Origin of the sequence: Pantoea sp. UBA5035 (assembly GCF_002415245.1) — a bacterium.
Lineage (GTDB): Bacteria > Pseudomonadota > Gammaproteobacteria > Enterobacterales > Enterobacteriaceae > Pantoea > Pantoea septica.
In genome coordinates, this window is sequence record NZ_DICD01000026.1 from 43,449 (window position 1) to 60,371 (window position 16,923).

The following is a 16,923-nucleotide window of genomic DNA, read 5'->3' on the forward strand; positions in this document are numbered from 1 at the left end:
CGGAGGTAACCCATGGCCAGAGTACGTGGTCGCGGCCGCCGCGACCTGAAATCGGAAATTAATATCGTTCCGCTGCTCGACGTCCTGCTGGTGCTGCTGCTGATCTTTATGGCGACAGCGCCGATTATTACCCAGAGCGTAGAAGTGGACCTGCCGGACGCCACCGATTCGAAAACGGTCTCCAGCGACGATAATCCGCCGGTGATCGTTGAGGTCTCAGGCGTCGGTCAGTACAGCCTGGTGGTGGATCACGATCGTATGGAGCAGTTGCCGCCGGAACAGGTGGTGAGCGAAGCGCAGCGTCGCATCGAGGCGAATCCCAAAACCGTCTTTTTAATCGGCGGCGCAAAGGATGTGCCCTATGACGAAATTATTAAAGCGCTCAACCTGCTGCATCAGGCAGGCGTTAAATCCGTCGGTTTGATGACGCAGCCGATTTAAAGCCGAACCGTTTTTTGGGAACCGAGTGTGTCGAAGGCAACCGAGCAAAACGAGAAGTTAAAGCGCGCGATAATTATATCGGTGGCTCTGCACGTGGTACTGATCGCCCTGCTGATCTGGAGCTCCTTCAACGAGAATATTGAGGCGAGCGGCGGCGGCGGCGGCAGCGATATCGACGCGGTGATGGTCGATCCCGGCGCCGTGGTCGAACAGTACAACCGTCAGCAGAACCAGAAAAGCGACAGCCAGCGCGCCGAGCAGCAGCGTGAGAAGCAGGCGCAGCAGCAGGCTGAAGAGCTGCAGCAGAAGCAGGCCGCGGAACAGCAGCGTCTGAAGGCGCTGGAAAAAGAGCGCCTGCAGGCGCAGGAAGCGGCAAAAGCGCAGGCTGAACAGCAGAAACAGGCGGAAGCGGCGGCTAAAGCGGCGCAGGAGCAGCAGAAAGCCGCCGAGGCGGCTGCAGCTCAGGCGAAAGCCGATGCGAAAGCGGAAGCGCAGGCGCAGGCCAAAGCGGCTGCCGAGGCGGCGCAGAAGGCGGAAGAACAGGCGAAACAGGCCGCCGCCGACGCGAAGAAAAAAGCGGAAGAGCAGGCGAAAGCCGCCGCTGCGTCCGCTGCTAAAGAGAAAGCGGTGGCCGACGCGAAGGCGGCAGCCGATGCGAAGGCCAAAGCGGCGGCGGAGGCGAAAGCTAAAGCGGCGCAGGAGGCGAAAGCCAAAGCGGCCGAGGAAGCGAAAGAGAAAGCCGAAGCAGCCAAAGAGAAGGCGGCTCAGGAAGCGAAAGAGAAAGCGGAAGCGGCCAAAGAGAAAGCGGCGCAGGAAGCCAAAGAAAAAGCGGACGCCGCCAAAGAGAAAGCGGCGGCCGAGGCGAAAGCGAAAGCCGATGCGGCCGCCAAAGCCAAAGCGGACGCCGCGGCGAAAGCCAAGGCCGCCGCCGACGCAAAGAAAAAAGCGGCGGCGGAAGCGGCGAAAAACAGCAGTGACGTTGACGATCTGCTTGGCGGCCTGACCTCTGGTAAGAATGCACCGAAAAGTGGCGCGGCCGGTGGCGGCGGCGCGGCAGGGCAGGGCAACCAGAAAAAAGCCGGCGCATCGGGCGCAGAGATTAACTCTTATCTGGGGCAGGTTGTGGGCGCGATTCAGAGCCGCTTCTACGATGCTGATACTTATAAAGGGAAAGAGTGTAACCTGCGTATCAAGCTGGCACCGGATGGTTTGCTGATTGACGTCAAATCTGAAGGCGGCGACCCGGCGTTATGCCAGGCGGCTATCGCTGCCGCGAAGCAGGCTCGCATTCCTAAGCCGCCATCGCAAGCAGTGTATGAAGTGTTTAAAAACGCGCCAATGCGTTTCAAACCGGAATAATGCAGTAACCCGCGGCAGGTTGGACTAAGGTTAGCTTGCCGTATTAGATGAATACTCGTGTTTTTCAGGAACTGTGCGAATTATCATGAACTCAGGTTCAGGTAAGGGAGAAAAGATGAAGCAGGCACTTCGTGTAACCTTAGGTTTTTTTGTTCTGCTGTGGGCTGCAATGCTCCACGCAGAAGTACGCATTGAAATTACGCAGGGCGTCAACACCGCGCGCCCAATTGGTGTGGTGCCGTTTAAATGGGCTGGCTCAGGCGCCGCGCCTGAAGATGTGGGCGGCATCGTCTCCGCTGACTTACGCAACAGCGGTAAATTCAATCCAATCGATCGTTCACGTCTGCCGCAGCAGCCGACCAGCGCGCAGGAAGTACAGCCTGCCGCCTGGAGCGCGCTGGGTATCGATGCGGTGGTTGTCGGTCAGGTCACCTCTAATCCAGATGGCAGCTATCAGGTTGCGTATCAGCTGGTGGACACCGGCGGCGCGCCGGGCACCGTTCTGGCGCAGAACTCTTACAAAGTCACTAAACAGTGGCTGCGCTATGCTGCGCACACCGCCAGTGACGAGGTGTTTGAGAAGCTGACGGGCGTCAAGGGCGCGTTCCGCACCCGTATCGCCTACGTGGTGCAGACCAACGGCGGCCAGTTCCCGTATGAACTGCGCGTTTCAGACTACGATGGCTTTAACCAGTTTGTCGTGCATCGCTCGCCGCAGCCGTTGATGTCTCCGGCGTGGTCGCCAGACGGCAGCAAAGTGGCCTACGTGACCTTTGAAAGCGGTAAATCGGCGCTGGTGGTACAGACGCTGTCAAACGGCGCGATTCGCCAGGTTGCCTCCTTCCCGCGTCACAACGGCGCCCCGGCCTTCTCGCCGGATGGGACTAAACTCGCTTTCGCCCTGTCGAAAACGGGCAGCCTGAATCTCTATGTGATGGATCTGGCTTCCGGCCAGACGCGTCAAATCACCGACGGTCGCTACAACAGCACTGAACCAAGCTGGTTCCCGGATAGCCAGACGCTGGCTTACACCTCGGATCAGGCTGGAGCGCCGCAAATTTATAAAATTGGTATCAACGGCGGTGCGCCGCAGCGTATTACCTGGGAAGGCTCGCAAAACCAGGATGCGGACGTCTCTGCCGATGGTAAAACCATGGTGATGATCAGCAGCGCCGGTGGCGCTCAGCATGTCGCCAAACAGGATCTGGTAACGGGAGCCGTTCAAACGTTAACGAGCACGTTCCTGGATGAATCGCCAAGTCTGGCTCCAAACGGCACGATGGTAATCTATAGCTCTACTCAGGGGATGGGTTCCGTGTTGCAGTTGGTATCAACAGATGGGCGTTTCAAAGCGCGTCTTCCGGCAACTGATGGACAGGTAAAATCACCTGCCTGGTCGCCGTATCTGTAATGCATAGGTCCCCTGCGCAGCAGGGGGTTAAATGTATGATAAACAATATAACAGGATAACAAAATGCAACTGAACAAAGTGCTGAAAGGGTTGATGCTGGCTCTGCCGGTTCTGGCTGTAGCCGCTTGTAGCTCACACAAAAACAACAACAATGACCAGACTGGCATGGGCGCTGATGGCGCTTACGGCAACGGTGCTGGCATGAACGGCAGCGGCAACGGCAACATGTCTTCTGACGAGCAGGCGCGTCTGCAGATGCAGCAGCTGCAGCAGAACAACATCGTCTACTTCGGTCTGGACAAATATGACGTGCAGTCTGACTACGCTCAGATGCTGGACCAGCACGCAGCCTTCCTGCGCAGCAACCCGTCATACAAAGTGACCATCGAAGGTCACGCGGATGAGCGCGGCACGCCGGAATACAACATCGCACTGGGCGAGCGTCGTGCTAACGCCGTGAAGATGTACCTGCAGGGCAAAGGCGTGTCGGCTGACCAGATGTCTATCGTCTCTTACGGTAAAGAGAAACCGGCTGTTCTGGGTCATGACGAAGCGGCTTACTCTAAAAACCGTCGTGCCGTTCTGGTCTACTAAGAGAATCACATGATTAGTAACTTCAGACTTCACCTGTTGGGTCTGTCGTTACTGGTTGGCGTAGCGGCCCCCTGGGCCGCTAATGCCCAGGCATCAATCAGTAACGTCGGCTCTGGCTCGGTCGAAGACCGCGTCACCACTCTTGAACGCATTTCCAACGCCCAGGCTCAGCTTCTGCAGCAACTGCAGCAGCAGATGAGCGACAACCAAAGCGATATCGATTCGCTGCGCGGGCAAATCCAGCAAAACAGCTACCAGCTTAATCAGGTCATCGAGCGGCAGAAGCAGCTCTATCAGCAGATCGACAGCCTGAGCAGCAGCGGCGCGAACAGTACGGCCCAAAGCGGCGCTGATACGCCGGCGGCGAGCGCCGATACGGGCGCAGCGGCCAGCGCAGGCGGCGCGGCGGCAGCCTCATCAGGCGCGCCGGTGCAGAGCGGCGACGCCAACAGCGACTACAACGCCGCGGTGGCGCTGATTCTGGAAAAAAAACAGTACGATCAGGCGATCGCCGCGCTGCAGGCGTGGGTCAAGCGCTATCCTGACTCAACCTACCAGCCGAACGCCAATTACTGGCTGGGACAGTTGAACTACAACAAGGGTAAAAAAGACGACGCGGCGTACTATTACGCTACCGTGGTTAAAAATTACCCGAAGTCGCCAAAGGCTTCTGAAGCGTTGCTAAAGGTTGGCGTTATCATGCAGGAGAAAAAGGATACGGCGAAAGCCAAAGCCGTTTTCCAGCAGGTGATAAAACTTTACCCCAATACCGATTCGGCGAAGCAGGCGCAAAAACGTCTCGACGGGCTGTAATTTGTGCAGCCAGCACCGGATTTTGCCTGATTTCTGGTCTGGCAGCATGAAAGGTAAGCAGTTGACGCCGCTGGTGGAAAATAAGGGTTGCGCTACCTCGGTAAATCAGTAATATATGCCGCCGTTGCCGGGACAGATTGCAAATGTGTCTGGCAAGCCTGAAGATGGGTCGTTAGCTCAGTTGGTAGAGCAGTTGACTTTTAATCAATTGGTCGCAGGTTCGAATCCTGCACGACCCACCATCTTCTCAGCGAACAGGTTTTCTTCTCTGTTGCTGCGAAACTTCAGCATCGCTTCACAACCTAAAGATGGGTCGTTAGCTCAGTTGGTAGAGCAGTTGACTTTTAATCAATTGGTCGCAGGTTCGAATCCTGCACGACCCACCATCTTTTACGCAGGCTTCAGGTTTGCGGGTTGTAAGCCCCAAGGGGTCGTTAGCTCAGTTGGTAGAGCAGTTGACTTTTAATCAATTGGTCGCAGGTTCGAATCCTGCACGACCCACCAATTCAGAAAGAAGCGCCCAATGGGCGCTTTTTTTGTTTCTGCGCTATGCGGCTATAATCAGCCATTTCGTAAAGCTATACCGCAGCCAGACTGGTGCATGGGTGGCGAGCGCGAAGAGCAAAGCGTCCGAGCCAGGATGGCGAGGCCGACCCACAGGGATGTGGGATTCCTTTGCGATCGCGCTCGCTACCTCTGCGCCGCGCACTATACCTGCAGCTATGGCTATCCCGCGCCTCGTTAAGATTCTTTCTTCGCCTTTGCTACGGTGAGATTCTCCCAGATATGCATCACCGCGTAGCTGCGCCACGGACGCCACTGCTGCGAACGCGCCTCCGCCTCGGCGGGCTTCAGGCCGCCCAGATTATTACGAATGGCGATATCTTCCTTGGGGAACGCGTCCGGCCAGCGCAGGGCGCGCATCGCAATATAGTGCGCCGTCCAGGGGCCAATGCCCGGCAGCGCCACCAGCTGCTTCATCACCGTCTCCGGCGGCTGCGTGGCGTTAAAGCGCAGCGAGCCGCCGGCGCACGCCTGCGCAAAGGCGATAATGGCGCGTGAGCGCGCGCTCACGATGCCGAGCGGCGCAACGTCGTCCACCGTCAGGCTGGCAACGCGCTCTGGCAGCGCCGCGTAGCGCGTCAGATCGGAAAAAGGGGTCACGCAGGGCTCGCCAAAGGCGGCGGCAAAACGGCTGCTCACGGTGGTCGCGGCCTTCACCGTCACCTGCTGCCCGATAATGGCGCGCACGCCAAGCTCAAAGGCGTCAAATGCGCCCGGCACGCGCAATCCCGGATTGCGCGCCAGACTCGGCGCCAGCAGTGGATCCTGCGCCAGCCGGTCGGCGATAAGCTGCGGCTGCGCGTTAAGGTCGAAAAGATCGCGCAGGCGGCGCAGCAGCAGCGGCAGCACCGGCGTCAGCGAGATGGAAAAGGTCAGCTGCAGCGCACACTTCTGCGGCAGATGCGACACGCTAACCCAGCCGCGACAGCGGCCCAGCGCCACGGTGCGCCGGTACGCGCCATCCTGCACCGCCTCGACCTCTTTCATCAGGTGAGTCTGCAAAAAAGCCAGCATCGCCTCCCAGTCGTACGGCGGACGATAGGCCATCAGCAGGGTGGTGCTGTCGCCCGGCTGCGCGCGCGTTGAGGCGCTGACACCCTTGCGCAGCGCGCTCGGCGTCATGCGGTAGCGCGCCTGAAACACATCGTTAAAGCGGCGCAGGCTGGTAAAGCCGCTGGCATAGGCCACATCCGTCACCGGCAGCTGCGTCTCCGTCAGCAGCTGCTTCGCCAGCAGCATGCGCCGCGTCTGCTTCAGCTCCAGCGGCGACACGCCCAGCTCCTGCTGCACGATGCGGCGCAGCTGGCGCAGGCTGACGCCAAACTCGGCGGCGATCGCCTCCAGCCCCTCGCTCTCCTCCAGCATGCCCTCCTCGATGCGCTGAATCAGCCTGTCCGCCACGCGGTGAGGCTGATCGATCGGCGCGTTGCCCGGCGCAAGCTCAGGGCGACAGCGCAAACAGGGGCGGAAATGGGCCTTCTCCGCCGCTTCGGCGCTGGCGAAAAACAGACAGTTCTTCTGCTGCGGCGCTTTAACCGGGCAGATGGGGCGACAGTAAATGCCGGTCGAGGTGACGCCGACGAAAAACACCCCGTCGAAACGGGTATCGCGCGAGGTGAGCGCCTGATAAGCAATCTCAGGATCGAACATAGTGACTCCTGCAAATAAACAGAGCCTATACCCGCTTTCTGATGCAGACTCGCTGTTTTCGGACAGCAAAGCAGTTTAGTCTGATGGCCGAAAACGGCCAGCGCGCAGTGGCCAAAATGCGACAATAGCGCATGTCTCAAATACGGAGAACAGCATCATGTATCACTACAAACTTGTCTCCACGCCGGTGGGCGAACTGAAACTGGTGGCGAGCGATCGCGGACTCGCAGGCATACTCTGGAAAAACGACGACCCGCACGGCGCGCGCTTTCTGCCGCAAACGCGCGACGAGTCGCATCCGATCCTGATCGAGGCGGAGCGCCAGCTGCGGGAGTACTTTGCCGGCGAGCGCCGCTGCTTCACGCTGCCGCTCGACTTCGTCGGCACCGAGTTTCAGAAAAAAGTGTGGAACGCGCTGGTGGCGATCCCCTTCGGCGAAACGCGCAGCTACAGCGAAATCGCCCGCCAGATTGGCCATCCGCAGGCGGTGCGCGCGGTCGGCGCGGCGAACGGCAGAAATCCGATCTCTATCGTCGCGCCTTGCCATCGCGTCATCGGCGCTAACGGCAAGCTGACCGGTTTTGCCGGCGGTCTGGAGGTCAAAGCCTTCCTGCTGGATCTGGAAATGCCGCAAAAGGCGGCCATGCTGCCGCTGTTCACCGAGGAGCCTTCGCCGCCGCGCGCCTAAAAAAGAGCACGACACCGCCGCGCGTTTCCGCTATCGTGTTTAGCATATAAAACACGATGGCGGGATGGACGTCAGTTTTCGCCGTCTTAAGCGATTTTCGTTCATTTGATAAAACGAGAGCGGTGTAATGAGTGCTTTATTCGATACAGACAGCGCGGCCTGGCCCTTTCCCGCGAAACCTGCGCGCCTCAGCGGCGACGAAAAAGAGTTTTACCTGAGTAAAATCAAACGTCTGCTAAAAGAGCGCGACGCGGTTATCGTGGCGCACTACTACACCGACCCGGAAATCCAGGCGCTGGCGGAAGAGACCGGCGGCTGCGTGGCGGACTCGCTGGAGATGGCGCGCTTCGGCAGCGCGCATTCGGCGTCGACGCTGCTGGTGGCGGGCGTGCGTTTTATGGGCGAAACCGCCAAAATTCTCAGCCCGGAGAAAACCGTGCTGATGCCGACGCTGCAGGCGGAGTGTTCGCTCGACCTCGGCTGCCCCATCGACGAATTCAATGCCTTCTGCGACGCCCATCCCGACCGCACCGTGGTGGTCTACGCCAACACCTCAGCGGCGGTCAAAGCGCGCGCCGACTGGGTGGTCACCTCCAGCATCGCGGTAGAGCTGATCGACCATCTCGACAGCCTGGGCGAAAAAATCATCTGGGCGCCGGATCGCCATCTTGGCCGCTACGTCACGCAGAAAACCGGCGCGGACGTGCTCTGCTGGCAGGGCGCCTGCATCGTGCATGACGAATTCAAAACCCAGGCGCTGCTGCGCATGAAAGCGCTCTATCCCGACGCGGCGGTGCTGGTGCATCCGGAATCGCCGCAGGCGGTGGTCGATCTTGCCGACGCGGTCGGCTCCACCAGCCAGCTGATCCAGGCGGCGCAGCAGCTGCCGCATCCGCAGATGATCGTGGCGACCGATCGCGGCATCTTCTACAAAATGCAGCAGGCGGTGCCGGAAAAAACGCTGCTGGAAGCGCCGACCGCAGGCGAAGGGGCGACCTGCCGCAGCTGTGCGCACTGCCCGTGGATGGCGATGAACGGCCTGAAAGCTATCGCCGAGGGGCTGGAGCAGGGCGGCGCGCAGCATGAAATAGAGGTTGATGCCGCGCTGCGCCAGGCGGCATTATTGCCGCTCAACCGCATGCTCTCTTTCGCTGCGGATCTCAAACTGAAGGTAAAAGGGAACGCCTGAGGAACCGATGATGGATTTTTTCAGCACAAGCAATATCCTGGCCCATATCCCGATCGGCGCGGGCGGCTACGATCTCTCGTGGATTGAAGCCATCGGCACGCTGGCAGGTCTGCTCTGCATCTGGCTCGCCAGCCTGGAAAAAGTGATCAACTATCCGTTTGGCTTGGTTAACGTCACGCTGTTCGCCGCCATCTTCTTCCAGATCCAGCTCTACGCCAGCCTGCTGCTGCAGCTCTTCTTTTTCGTCGCCAACGTTTATGGCTGGTACGCCTGGAGCCGACAGACCGACGATCGCCAGGCGGCGCTGAAAATCCGCTGGCTGCCGTTGCCGAAAGCGCTGGGATGGGGCGCGGCCTGCGTCGTCGCCATTGCGCTGATGACGCGCTATATCGATCCGGTCTTCGCCTTTCTGACGCAGATCGCCGTGTCGCTGATGAACGCGCTCGGCCTACAGGTGGCGATGCCGACGCTGCAGCCCGACGCCTTTCCGTTCTGGGACGCCAGCATGATGGTGCTCTCCATCGTGGCGATGATCCTGATGACGCGCAAATATGTCGAGAACTGGCTGCTGTGGGTGGTTATCGACGTGATCAGCGTGATGATCTTCGCACGCCAGGGCGTCTACGCCATGGCGCTGGAATATGTCATCCTGACGCTAATCGCCCTTAACGGCTCGCGCCTGTGGATAGCGAGCGCGCGGCAGCATGGCTCGCGCGCGCTGGCGCGTCAGTGATGATGCGCCTGTTCGCCATGATGATGGTAGTGATGCGCCGTCGCTGAGCCGCCGTCGAAACCCAGCTCGCAGTCGGGCGTGGCGCACGGCTGATACTCCATCTGCACCGTGGCGTGGCCAATCTGATACTTCTGGTGCAGATAGCTGTGGATACGCTGCAGCAGCGCATCGTGGTCGTACGGCGGGATCACATGCACATGCAGCGTCACCACCGGCTTTTCGCCGACCTGCCAGACGTGCACGTGGTGCACGTTGCGCACCTCCGGAATATTCAGCGTCAGGTCGCGCGTCAGCTTCTCCGCATCGATCACCTCCGGCGCGCCCTCCAGCAGCTCGTGCAGGCTCTCGCGCAGCAGCGACCAGGCGCTGCGCAGCACCAGCAGCGACACCAGCAGCGACAGAATCGGGTCGATGGGCGTCCAGCCGGTATAGAGGATAATCAATGCCGCCGCAATCGCGCCCACCGAACCCAGCAGATCGCCCATAACGTGCAGCGCGGCGGCGCGCACGTTGAGGTTCTTCTCTTCGCTGCCGTGGTGCAGCAGCCAGAACGACAGCATATTCGCCAGCAGGCCCGCGACCGCGATGCCGAGCATCAAACCGCCGGTCACCGGCTGCGGCTGATAAAAGCGACGCAGCGCCTCCCAGACGATCAGCGCGGTAATCACCAGCAGGGCGATGGCGTTGACGAAGGCCGCCAGCGTGGTAAGACGCAGCAGCCCGAAGGTATGACGAGCGTTGGGCTTGCGCTGGGCGAACTGCACCGCCAGCAGCGCCATCAGCAGCGCGGCGGCGTCGGTAAGCATGTGCCCGGCATCGGCCAGCAGCGCCAGCGAGCCGGAAATCCAGCCGCCGACCGCCTCCGCCAGCATAAAGATTGCCGTAACGGCGAAAGCGGCCGCGAGGCGTTTGCGATTGCCCGCCGGCGCGCTGTGAGCGTGGTTATGAGCCATAAGAGTCCAGTTTTATCAGTAACCTGTTGGTGAGTAATAGTAGCAAATCCCATTCATCCGGCGCGTCCTGCTGCGCTTTGGCCCGATCCGCCAGCCGCTGGCTGAGTTCAGCGCCTTGCTCCAGACCGATAAGCAGCCAGCTTCCCTTCATGCGGTGCGCCGCTTCCGCCAGCTGCGGCCAGTCGCGCGCCGCGCGCGCCGCCGTGATGCGCGCTACGTCGTTGTTCAGCGCGTCGCGCAGGGTCCGGCTGAGCCGCGACAGAAACTTCTCGCTCCTCTGCGCCAGCTGGCGCAGATTGTCATCCAGCGCCGCCAGCGGATCCTGATCGAAATGCGCCAGCAGCGCGGCGAGATCGCTGAGCTGCACCGGCTTAATCAGCACGCGCTCGCTCGCCTGTAGCGGCAGGCTGAGCAGCTGCGCGTCGGCGGAGCAGAGCACCCGCATCGCCGTTCGCTGACGCTGACGCTGACGCTGACGATCGCGGCGGCGCAGCAGCCGCAGCAGCAGCTGGCCGTCCGGGCGCGGCATCATCTGATCGATAAACAGCAGATCGTAGGGCCGTTCGGCATCCGCGCGCAGCAGGGCGCGCCCGTCGGCAAAGCAGTCCGCCTCGACGGCGAAGCGCGCCAGCTGCTGCTGCAGCACCATCAGGTTGGCCGGATGATCGTCGACGATGGCGCAGCGCAGCGCGGCATAGCGCGGCAGCGCGGCGCTCTCCTGCGGCGCGGCCTCGCAGCGCTCCAGCGGCAGCGTTACCCTGACCTCGGTGCCGCGGCCGGGCTGCGAGCGCAGCGCGATATCGCCGCCCATGCGCTGCACGATCTCCCGACAGATAAACAGGCCCAGACCGCTGCCCTGCACCGACACCTTCTTGCCCGACGGCGCCTGATACCAGGGATCGAACAGCTTCGGCTGCTCTTCCGGCGGAATGCCGCTGCCGCTGTCGCGCAGGGTGAAGATCAGCTGTTCATCGGCGGCGAGCGTCAGGCGTATCTCGCCCTGGGCGGTAAACTTCAGGGCGTTGGTCATCAGGTTGTTGATCACCTGCTGCAGCCGATCCGCGTCGATCAGCACGCGCTCCGGCAGCGGCGTCAGCGCCTCGACGATCAGCGTCGGGCCGCCGGCGCGCATCAGCGGATGATAAAAGCGCTGCTGCTGCGCCAGCCATGCCTCCAGCGCCAGCGGACGCGGCGCGAGGGTAAAGCTGTTGCTCTCGATGCGCGCGTGATCCTGCAGATCGTTCAGCAGCGTCAGCAGCGAGCGGGCGCTGCTGTAGACCAGCGACAGGTTGGCGGAGCGCGCTTTTTCCAGCTCCAGCAGACCAAGGATCGCCTGCATCGGCGTGCGCAGCTCATGGCTGACGGTGGCGAGGAACTGGCTTTTCATCGCGTTGGCGCGCTCGGCCTGCTGACGCTGAAGGCGTTCGCGCCGCTGCTGCCAGTAGCGGCGCGCCAGCAGCAGCAGCAGCACGACGATGGCCGCGCCCGCTGCGGCCAGCACCAGCTGCGGCAGCGCGCGCATCGTCATCGCATTGCCCGGCTGCGGCGGTGTCAGCCAGCCGTCGCGCATTTGCCGCTGCGTATCAACGGGAATCTGCTGCAGCGCGCGGTTGATCAGCGGACGCAGCAGCGGCTGGTCGGCGGCGACGCCCAGCGCTACAGGCCAGGCGATATCGCTGGCGGCGAAGGCGAGACGCAGCCGATCGCCGTAGCGCGCGGCAATGCGCCAGCGCGCTGACAGCACGTTATCCGCCAGCGCGTCGATCTGTCCGTTCGCCAGCGCGTCGTACAGGCTGGCGCGATCGGCAAACACCTGCGGCGTCACCTCGGGCGGCAGCAGCCGCGTCGCGACGTCGTCGCGCAGCATGCCCACCCGCTTGCCCGCCAGATCGTGCCAGCGGCTGAAGCTGGCGTCGCGCCGGCTGTAGATGCCCCACAGGGCGCGCCAGACCGGCAGCGTAGCGTTTTGCGCCGCGTCGCCGCTGAGCGGCTGCGTCAGCCGCAGCATCACCTGACGCTGCGCCAGCAGTTCGTCCGCCTGCTGCGGGCCGGCGACCCAGCGCGGCGCGAAGCGCACGCCGCTGCTCTGCGCGATGGCGTTGAGCAGATCGACGCTGTAGCCGCGCGCCGCGCCGTTGCCGTCACGGTAGCTCCAGGGGGCGTTGTCGCTCTCCGCGGCGTAGTAGATCACCGGATGGGCGCTCAGCCAGGCGCGCTCTGCCGCGCTCAGCATCAGGGTTTGCGTATCCTGATAGCGCGGCAGCGGGGCGCCCCAGCGCGACTGCAGGCTGGTCGCCAGCTCGGCGGGCAGCTGGCGCAGGCTCTGGTTGATCCAGTCGATCAGCGCGGCGTCGCGGCCGAAGGCGCGCAGCGTCAGCTGGCCGACATCCAGCTGCGAGGCGATCTGGTAGATCTCGCCCTGCTGCAGCTGACTGAGCAGAAAGCTGGCGCTGATCTCATCCGCCACCACATAGTCGTTCTGCTGATTAAGCAGCGTCGAAATCGCCTGCAGGTCGTTGCTGTAGGTGCGCCAGCGATGCTTTTGCGCCACCGTCGCCGGCAGCTGCGCCAGCGTGACCTGGCTGATGGCGAGCTGCGCGTTCTCGCTGTTGAACATTACGGCGCGCGCGTTGCGCTGGCTGCGATAGATGCGCAGCGGGCTGCTGAACCAGCTTTCGCTGTGCAGCACGCCCGCCGGCAGCGGGTTCGGCAGCGCGCCCAGCGCAAACTCGATCTGGCCGCTCTGCAGCGCCGCCATCAGCTGCGCGCGATCGGCGAACAGCCTGAGCGTAAAGCGGGCGCCGGTAAGCTGATGCAGGGCGGCCAGCGCGTCGGCGTCCAGGCCGTAGAGCTCGTCGCCGACGCGCATCGTCCAGGGCGCGTTGCTCTCCTCCAGCAGGCCGACGCGCAGCGTCTTTCCCTGCATCGCGTCGGCGCCGCTGACCGGCATCATCATCGGCAGATCCAGACTGCTGACCGGCCGCAGTTCGGCGCAGGCCAGGGTGGCCGTCAGAGAAAGCAGCAGCAGCAGGAAGCGCCTCACTGCTGCGCTTTCCACAGGTCGGCCAGCTCCACCACCGAGCGCGCGCCGGTTTTTTCCAGAATGTTCTTTTTATGGGTGCTGACGGTTTTATTGCTGATGTGCAGCTGCTCGGCGATTTGTAGATTCGAGAGGCCGGTCGCCAGCAGCGCCAGCACCTGCTGCTCTTTACTGGTAAGCGGCAGGGTGGGGGCGGTCACCTCGGGTGGGAAAGCGAGCTGGCCGCCCAGCACCGCGAGGATTGCGCTCAGCAGCTGTTCCATACGCTGGCTTTTGACCACGTAGCCCGCCGCGCCCAGCGCCTGCGCGCTGCGTACATAGTGGCTGCTCTGCTGCGCCGAATAGATCAGCACGGGGATCTGCGGAAAGTGAATTTTAAGGCGACGCAGGATTTCAAGCCCGTCGCCGTCCGGCAGGCCGATATCCAGCACGATAATGTCGGTGGGCTGCGTCAGCAGCTGGCGCGCCTGCTGTTCGCTGGCGGCGGAACGTAAAAGGATGGGGAAGGGTGCCCGATCGAGCGCGGCTTCCAGCGCCACTTCGACCAGTGGGTGATCGTCTATTAACAACAGCGAGGCCATGAACGTTTCCTGACAGAATTCATTGCCCCAGCATAGCGGAAGTTAACGCAGAGAAAAATAATGGAGAGCCGAAGCTCTCCAGAAGATATTACTGCGAGGTGCCGTCAGTTTTGCGGTCGACTTTGCCGCCGCCCTCTTTGGTTTGCACCTTGCTGTTAATATCGGGACATTTGCCGTCTTTACACTGGCTATTCTGGTCCATCTCATTGGCGGACATATTGCTGCCGCTGGTGGTGCCGCCGTTAGCCGCAGGATTGGTGTTGGTGTCGGTATTATTGATTTTGCTGTTATCGACGTTATTCGGCGGCAGATTCTGTTTCGCGCCGCCCGCTGCCGCGCCTGCTTCAGCCGCCTGGTTAGCCGTGCCGTTATTGTCGGCCATTGCCGCGCCGCTGCCTAAAGTCATTGCTGCCGTCAGAAAGATAATTGCAAACTTATTCATCATTATGCTCCTGTAATCAATGATAGCTGCTGTTTTGAACCCGATGGTGCAGTTTGACGCAAAGAGGTTCCGGCGAAATTTAATTTCACCCAAAGGTCGTCCGGAAGGGATAAATAATGTAAGCGAAGCGTTCCTCAGTGCTTACATGTAAAAGCCTAGTTGAGAACCCTATAAATGCAAATCTCACGCATGCATTTAAGACGCGCGCTGAATTTACACTCCGGGCGCAACGGGATAAATTGGTCGGGTTGTGCCCGACGCGCGTTGGGCCAGGAATAAATGGAATGATTTATGAATTACCAGAATGACGATTTACGTATTCGAGATATTAAAGAGCTGCTGCCTCCCGTTGCGCTGCTGGAAAAGTTTCCCGCTACCGATAATGCCGCGCGCACCGTTGCTCGCGCACGCGACGCTATCCATCAAATTTTGCAGGGCGAAGACGATCGCCTGCTGGTGGTAATCGGTCCCTGTTCGATTCACGATCCGCAGGCGGCGAAAGAGTACGCTTCGCGCCTGCTGAAGCTGCGCGACGAGCTGAAAGGCGAGCTGGAAGTGGTGATGCGCGTCTATTTTGAAAAGCCGCGCACCACCGTCGGCTGGAAAGGGCTGATCAACGATCCCTATATGGACGGCAGCTTCCAGCTGAACGACGGCCTGCGCCTGGCGCGCCAGCTGCTGCTGGAGATCAACGACAGCGGCCTGCCGGCGGCGGGCGAGTTTCTCGATATGATCACGCCGCAGTATGTGGCGGACCTGATGAGCTGGGGCGCTATCGGCGCGCGCACCACCGAGTCGCAGGTGCATCGCGAGCTGGCGTCAGGGCTCTCCTGTCCGGTCGGCTTCAAGAACGGCACCGACGGCACCATCAAGGTGGCGATCGACGCCATTAACGCCGCCGGTTCGCCGCACTGTTTCCTGTCGGTGACCAAGTATGGTCATTCGGCGATTGTCGAAACCAGCGGCAATGCGGACTGCCATATTATTCTGCGCGGCGGCAAAGAGCCGAACTACAGCGCGCAGCACGTTAGCGCGGTGAAAACCGGGCTGGAGAAGGCGGGTCTGCCGCCGCAGGTGATGATTGACTTCAGCCACGCCAACAGCAGCAAGCAGTATCAGAAGCAGCTCGAGGTGGCGGATGACGTATCGGCGCAGATTTCTGGCGGCGAGCGCGGCATTATCGGCGTGATGATCGAGAGCCATCTGGTCGAGGGCAACCAGAGCCTGGAGAGCGGCGAGCCGCTGGTCTACGGCAAGAGCATCACCGACGCCTGCATCGGCTGGTCTGACACCGACAAGGTGCTGCGCCAGCTGGCTGCGGCGGTGAAGCAGCGTCGCGGCTGATTAAAAGCGAAGGACAGTAAGGTGCTGACGTGGCAAGCATGGACCGATCGCAAAGTCGCTCAAGGCATCCATGCTCGCTCGGCCCGCGCCATCCCTGGCGCGGGACGCTTTGCTCTTCGGTCCATGCTTGCCGCGTTTTGAATGCCGTGCGCCTTTATAGTGTTCAACATTCAATTCGCAGCCATAAAAAAAGGCCAGACATTGTCTGGCCTTTTTACATTTCAGCTGACGCTTACTTTGCTTTACCCTGGTTAGCGACGGCGGCGGCTTTCGCTGCGATCTCGTCGGCATCACCCAGATAGTAGTGTTTGATCGGTTTGAAATTCTCGTCGAACTCATACACCAGCGGCACGCCGGTCGGGATGTTCAGCTCGAGGATCTCATCTTCGCTCATGTTGTCGAGGTATTTCACCAGCGCGCGCAGCGAGTTGCCGTGCGCCGCGATAATCACTTTCTCGCCGCTCTTGATGCGCGGCAGAATGCTCTCGTTCCAGTAAGGGATAACGCGATCGATGGTCAGCGCCAGGCTCTCGGTGGTCGGCAGCTGCTCAGCGCTCAGCTTCGCATAGCGCGGGTCGTGGCCAGGGAAACGCTCGTCGTTGCGATCCAGCTCCGGCGGCGTAACCGCGAAGCCGCGACGCCACTGTTTCACCTGATCGTCGCCATATTTGGCCGCGGTTTCCGCTTTATCCAGACCCTGCAGCGCACCGTAGTGACGCTCGTTCAGACGCCAGGATTTCTCTACCGGCAGCCAGGCCTGATCCAGCTCATCAAGAACATTCCACAGAGTGTGAATGGCGCGTTTCAGCACGGAGGTGTAAGCGAAATCAAAGACGAAACCTTCTTTTTTCAGCAGCTGACCGGCTGCTTTGGCTTCGGTGCGACCTTTATCAGAAAGATCCACGTCATACCATCCGGTGAAGCGGTTTTCCTGGTTCCACTGACTTTCGCCGTGGCGGACCAGAACCAGCTTAGTTACGGCCATAGTTAACTCCTTAACTCTTTGATGTTTCTACGATAATGGAAACCTTGCTGCAACCAACCCGACGCGCGCGCCCGGCGGCACATGGATAGCGCCATACCATAGCGGAAAACGGCGCAGGGTGTAAGCCTGTCGGCAA

Annotated in this window: 15 protein-coding genes and 3 tRNA genes; 12 read left to right on the forward strand and 6 right to left on the reverse strand. The window is 61.0% G+C overall.

What is annotated here, in order from left to right:
• Positions 1–12 precede the first annotated feature (12 nt).
• From tolR to B3229_RS16340, 8 genes are all read left to right on the forward strand, one after another.
• The gene (gene tolR / locus B3229_RS16305; protein ID WP_033751683.1) at positions 13–441 is read left to right on the forward strand and encodes a colicin uptake protein TolR; all 429 of its coding nucleotides are present in this window, start codon (positions 13–15) and stop codon (positions 439–441) included.
• Positions 442–468: 27 nt separating this feature from the next.
• Positions 469–1,800, forward strand: coding sequence for a cell envelope integrity protein TolA (tolA, locus tag B3229_RS16310; RefSeq protein ID WP_286872455.1), 1,332 nt, complete (start codon positions 469–471; stop codon positions 1,798–1,800).
• A 115-nt stretch (positions 1,801–1,915) separates the two neighbouring features.
• Positions 1,916–3,211 carry a Tol-Pal system beta propeller repeat protein TolB gene (gene tolB, locus B3229_RS16315; protein ID WP_033751678.1) on the forward strand — a complete coding sequence of 432 codons (1,296 nt, stop codon included), beginning with the start codon at positions 1,916–1,918 and terminating at the stop codon, positions 3,209–3,211.
• A gap of 63 nt (positions 3,212–3,274) precedes the next feature.
• Positions 3,275–3,805 (forward strand): peptidoglycan-associated lipoprotein Pal, encoded by a 531-nt coding sequence (gene pal, locus B3229_RS16320; RefSeq protein WP_033751676.1) that lies wholly within the window; start codon positions 3,275–3,277, stop codon positions 3,803–3,805.
• 9 nt (positions 3,806–3,814) lie between these two features.
• The gene (gene cpoB, locus B3229_RS16325; protein WP_048786908.1) at positions 3,815–4,618 is read left to right on the forward strand and encodes a cell division protein CpoB; all 804 of its coding nucleotides are present in this window, start codon (positions 3,815–3,817) and stop codon (positions 4,616–4,618) included.
• Between the two features lie 166 nt (positions 4,619–4,784).
• A tRNA-Lys gene (locus B3229_RS16330) sits at positions 4,785–4,860 on the forward strand.
• Positions 4,861–4,928: 68 nt separating this feature from the next.
• Positions 4,929–5,004: transfer RNA gene (locus B3229_RS16335), tRNA-Lys, on the forward strand.
• A 42-nt stretch (positions 5,005–5,046) separates the two neighbouring features.
• Positions 5,047–5,122 (forward strand) — tRNA-Lys (locus tag B3229_RS16340).
• A gap of 237 nt (positions 5,123–5,359) precedes the next feature.
• Here the strand turns inward: B3229_RS16340 and B3229_RS16345 are convergent.
• Positions 5,360–6,832, reverse strand: coding sequence for an AlkA N-terminal domain-containing protein (locus tag B3229_RS16345; RefSeq protein WP_286872460.1), 1,473 nt, complete (start codon positions 6,830–6,832; stop codon positions 5,360–5,362).
• A 157-nt stretch (positions 6,833–6,989) separates the two neighbouring features.
• Here B3229_RS16345 and B3229_RS16350 point away from each other — a divergent pair, with 157 nt between their 5' ends.
• The 3 genes from B3229_RS16350 to pnuC all read left to right on the forward strand — a co-directional run bounded on the left by B3229_RS16350 (position 6,990) and on the right by pnuC (position 9,442).
• The gene (locus B3229_RS16350; protein ID WP_286872463.1) at positions 6,990–7,520 is read left to right on the forward strand and encodes a methylated-DNA--[protein]-cysteine S-methyltransferase; all 531 of its coding nucleotides are present in this window, start codon (positions 6,990–6,992) and stop codon (positions 7,518–7,520) included.
• Positions 7,521–7,647: 127 nt separating this feature from the next.
• Positions 7,648–8,709 (forward strand): quinolinate synthase NadA, encoded by a 1,062-nt coding sequence (gene nadA / locus B3229_RS16355; RefSeq protein WP_048780758.1) that lies wholly within the window; start codon positions 7,648–7,650, stop codon positions 8,707–8,709.
• 10 nt (positions 8,710–8,719) lie between these two features.
• Positions 8,720–9,442, forward strand: coding sequence for a nicotinamide riboside transporter PnuC (pnuC, locus tag B3229_RS16360; RefSeq protein ID WP_286872598.1), 723 nt, complete (start codon positions 8,720–8,722; stop codon positions 9,440–9,442).
• Here pnuC and zitB read toward each other — a convergent pair.
• The 4 genes from zitB to B3229_RS16380 all read right to left on the reverse strand — a co-directional run bounded on the left by zitB (position 9,436) and on the right by B3229_RS16380 (position 14,461).
• Positions 9,436–10,395: a CDF family zinc transporter ZitB gene (zitB, locus tag B3229_RS16365; RefSeq protein WP_286872467.1), complete on the reverse strand. Its 960-nt coding sequence runs from the start codon at positions 10,393–10,395 to the stop codon at positions 9,436–9,438. The genes pnuC and zitB overlap by 7 nt on opposite strands.
• A complete protein-coding gene (locus B3229_RS16370; RefSeq protein ID WP_286872470.1) occupies positions 10,385–13,453 on the reverse strand; it encodes a hybrid sensor histidine kinase/response regulator in 3,069 nt (1,022 codons plus the stop codon). Before B3229_RS16370 ends, zitB begins: the two co-directional genes overlap by 11 nt.
• Positions 13,435–14,016 (reverse strand): response regulator transcription factor, encoded by a 582-nt coding sequence (locus B3229_RS16375; RefSeq protein WP_048780754.1) that lies wholly within the window; start codon positions 14,014–14,016, stop codon positions 13,435–13,437. The genes B3229_RS16370 and B3229_RS16375 overlap by 19 nt, the downstream gene beginning before the upstream one ends.
• 88 nt (positions 14,017–14,104) lie before the next feature.
• On the reverse strand, positions 14,105–14,461 hold the full coding sequence (locus B3229_RS16380) for a YbgS-like family protein (protein WP_048780753.1): 357 nt from the start codon (positions 14,459–14,461) through the stop codon (positions 14,105–14,107).
• A gap of 288 nt (positions 14,462–14,749) precedes the next feature.
• On the opposite strand from B3229_RS16380, the gene aroG reads away from it, so the two are divergent.
• The gene (aroG, locus tag B3229_RS16385) at positions 14,750–15,802 is read left to right on the forward strand and encodes a 3-deoxy-7-phosphoheptulonate synthase AroG (protein ID WP_286872473.1); all 1,053 of its coding nucleotides are present in this window, start codon (positions 14,750–14,752) and stop codon (positions 15,800–15,802) included.
• Positions 15,803–16,034: 232 nt separating this feature from the next.
• Here the strand turns inward: aroG and gpmA are convergent, their stop codons facing one another.
• Positions 16,035–16,787, reverse strand: a complete 753-nt coding sequence (gene gpmA, locus B3229_RS16390; protein WP_033751646.1) for a 2,3-diphosphoglycerate-dependent phosphoglycerate mutase — start codon at positions 16,785–16,787, stop codon at positions 16,035–16,037.
• Positions 16,788–16,923: the final 136 nt, after the last annotated feature.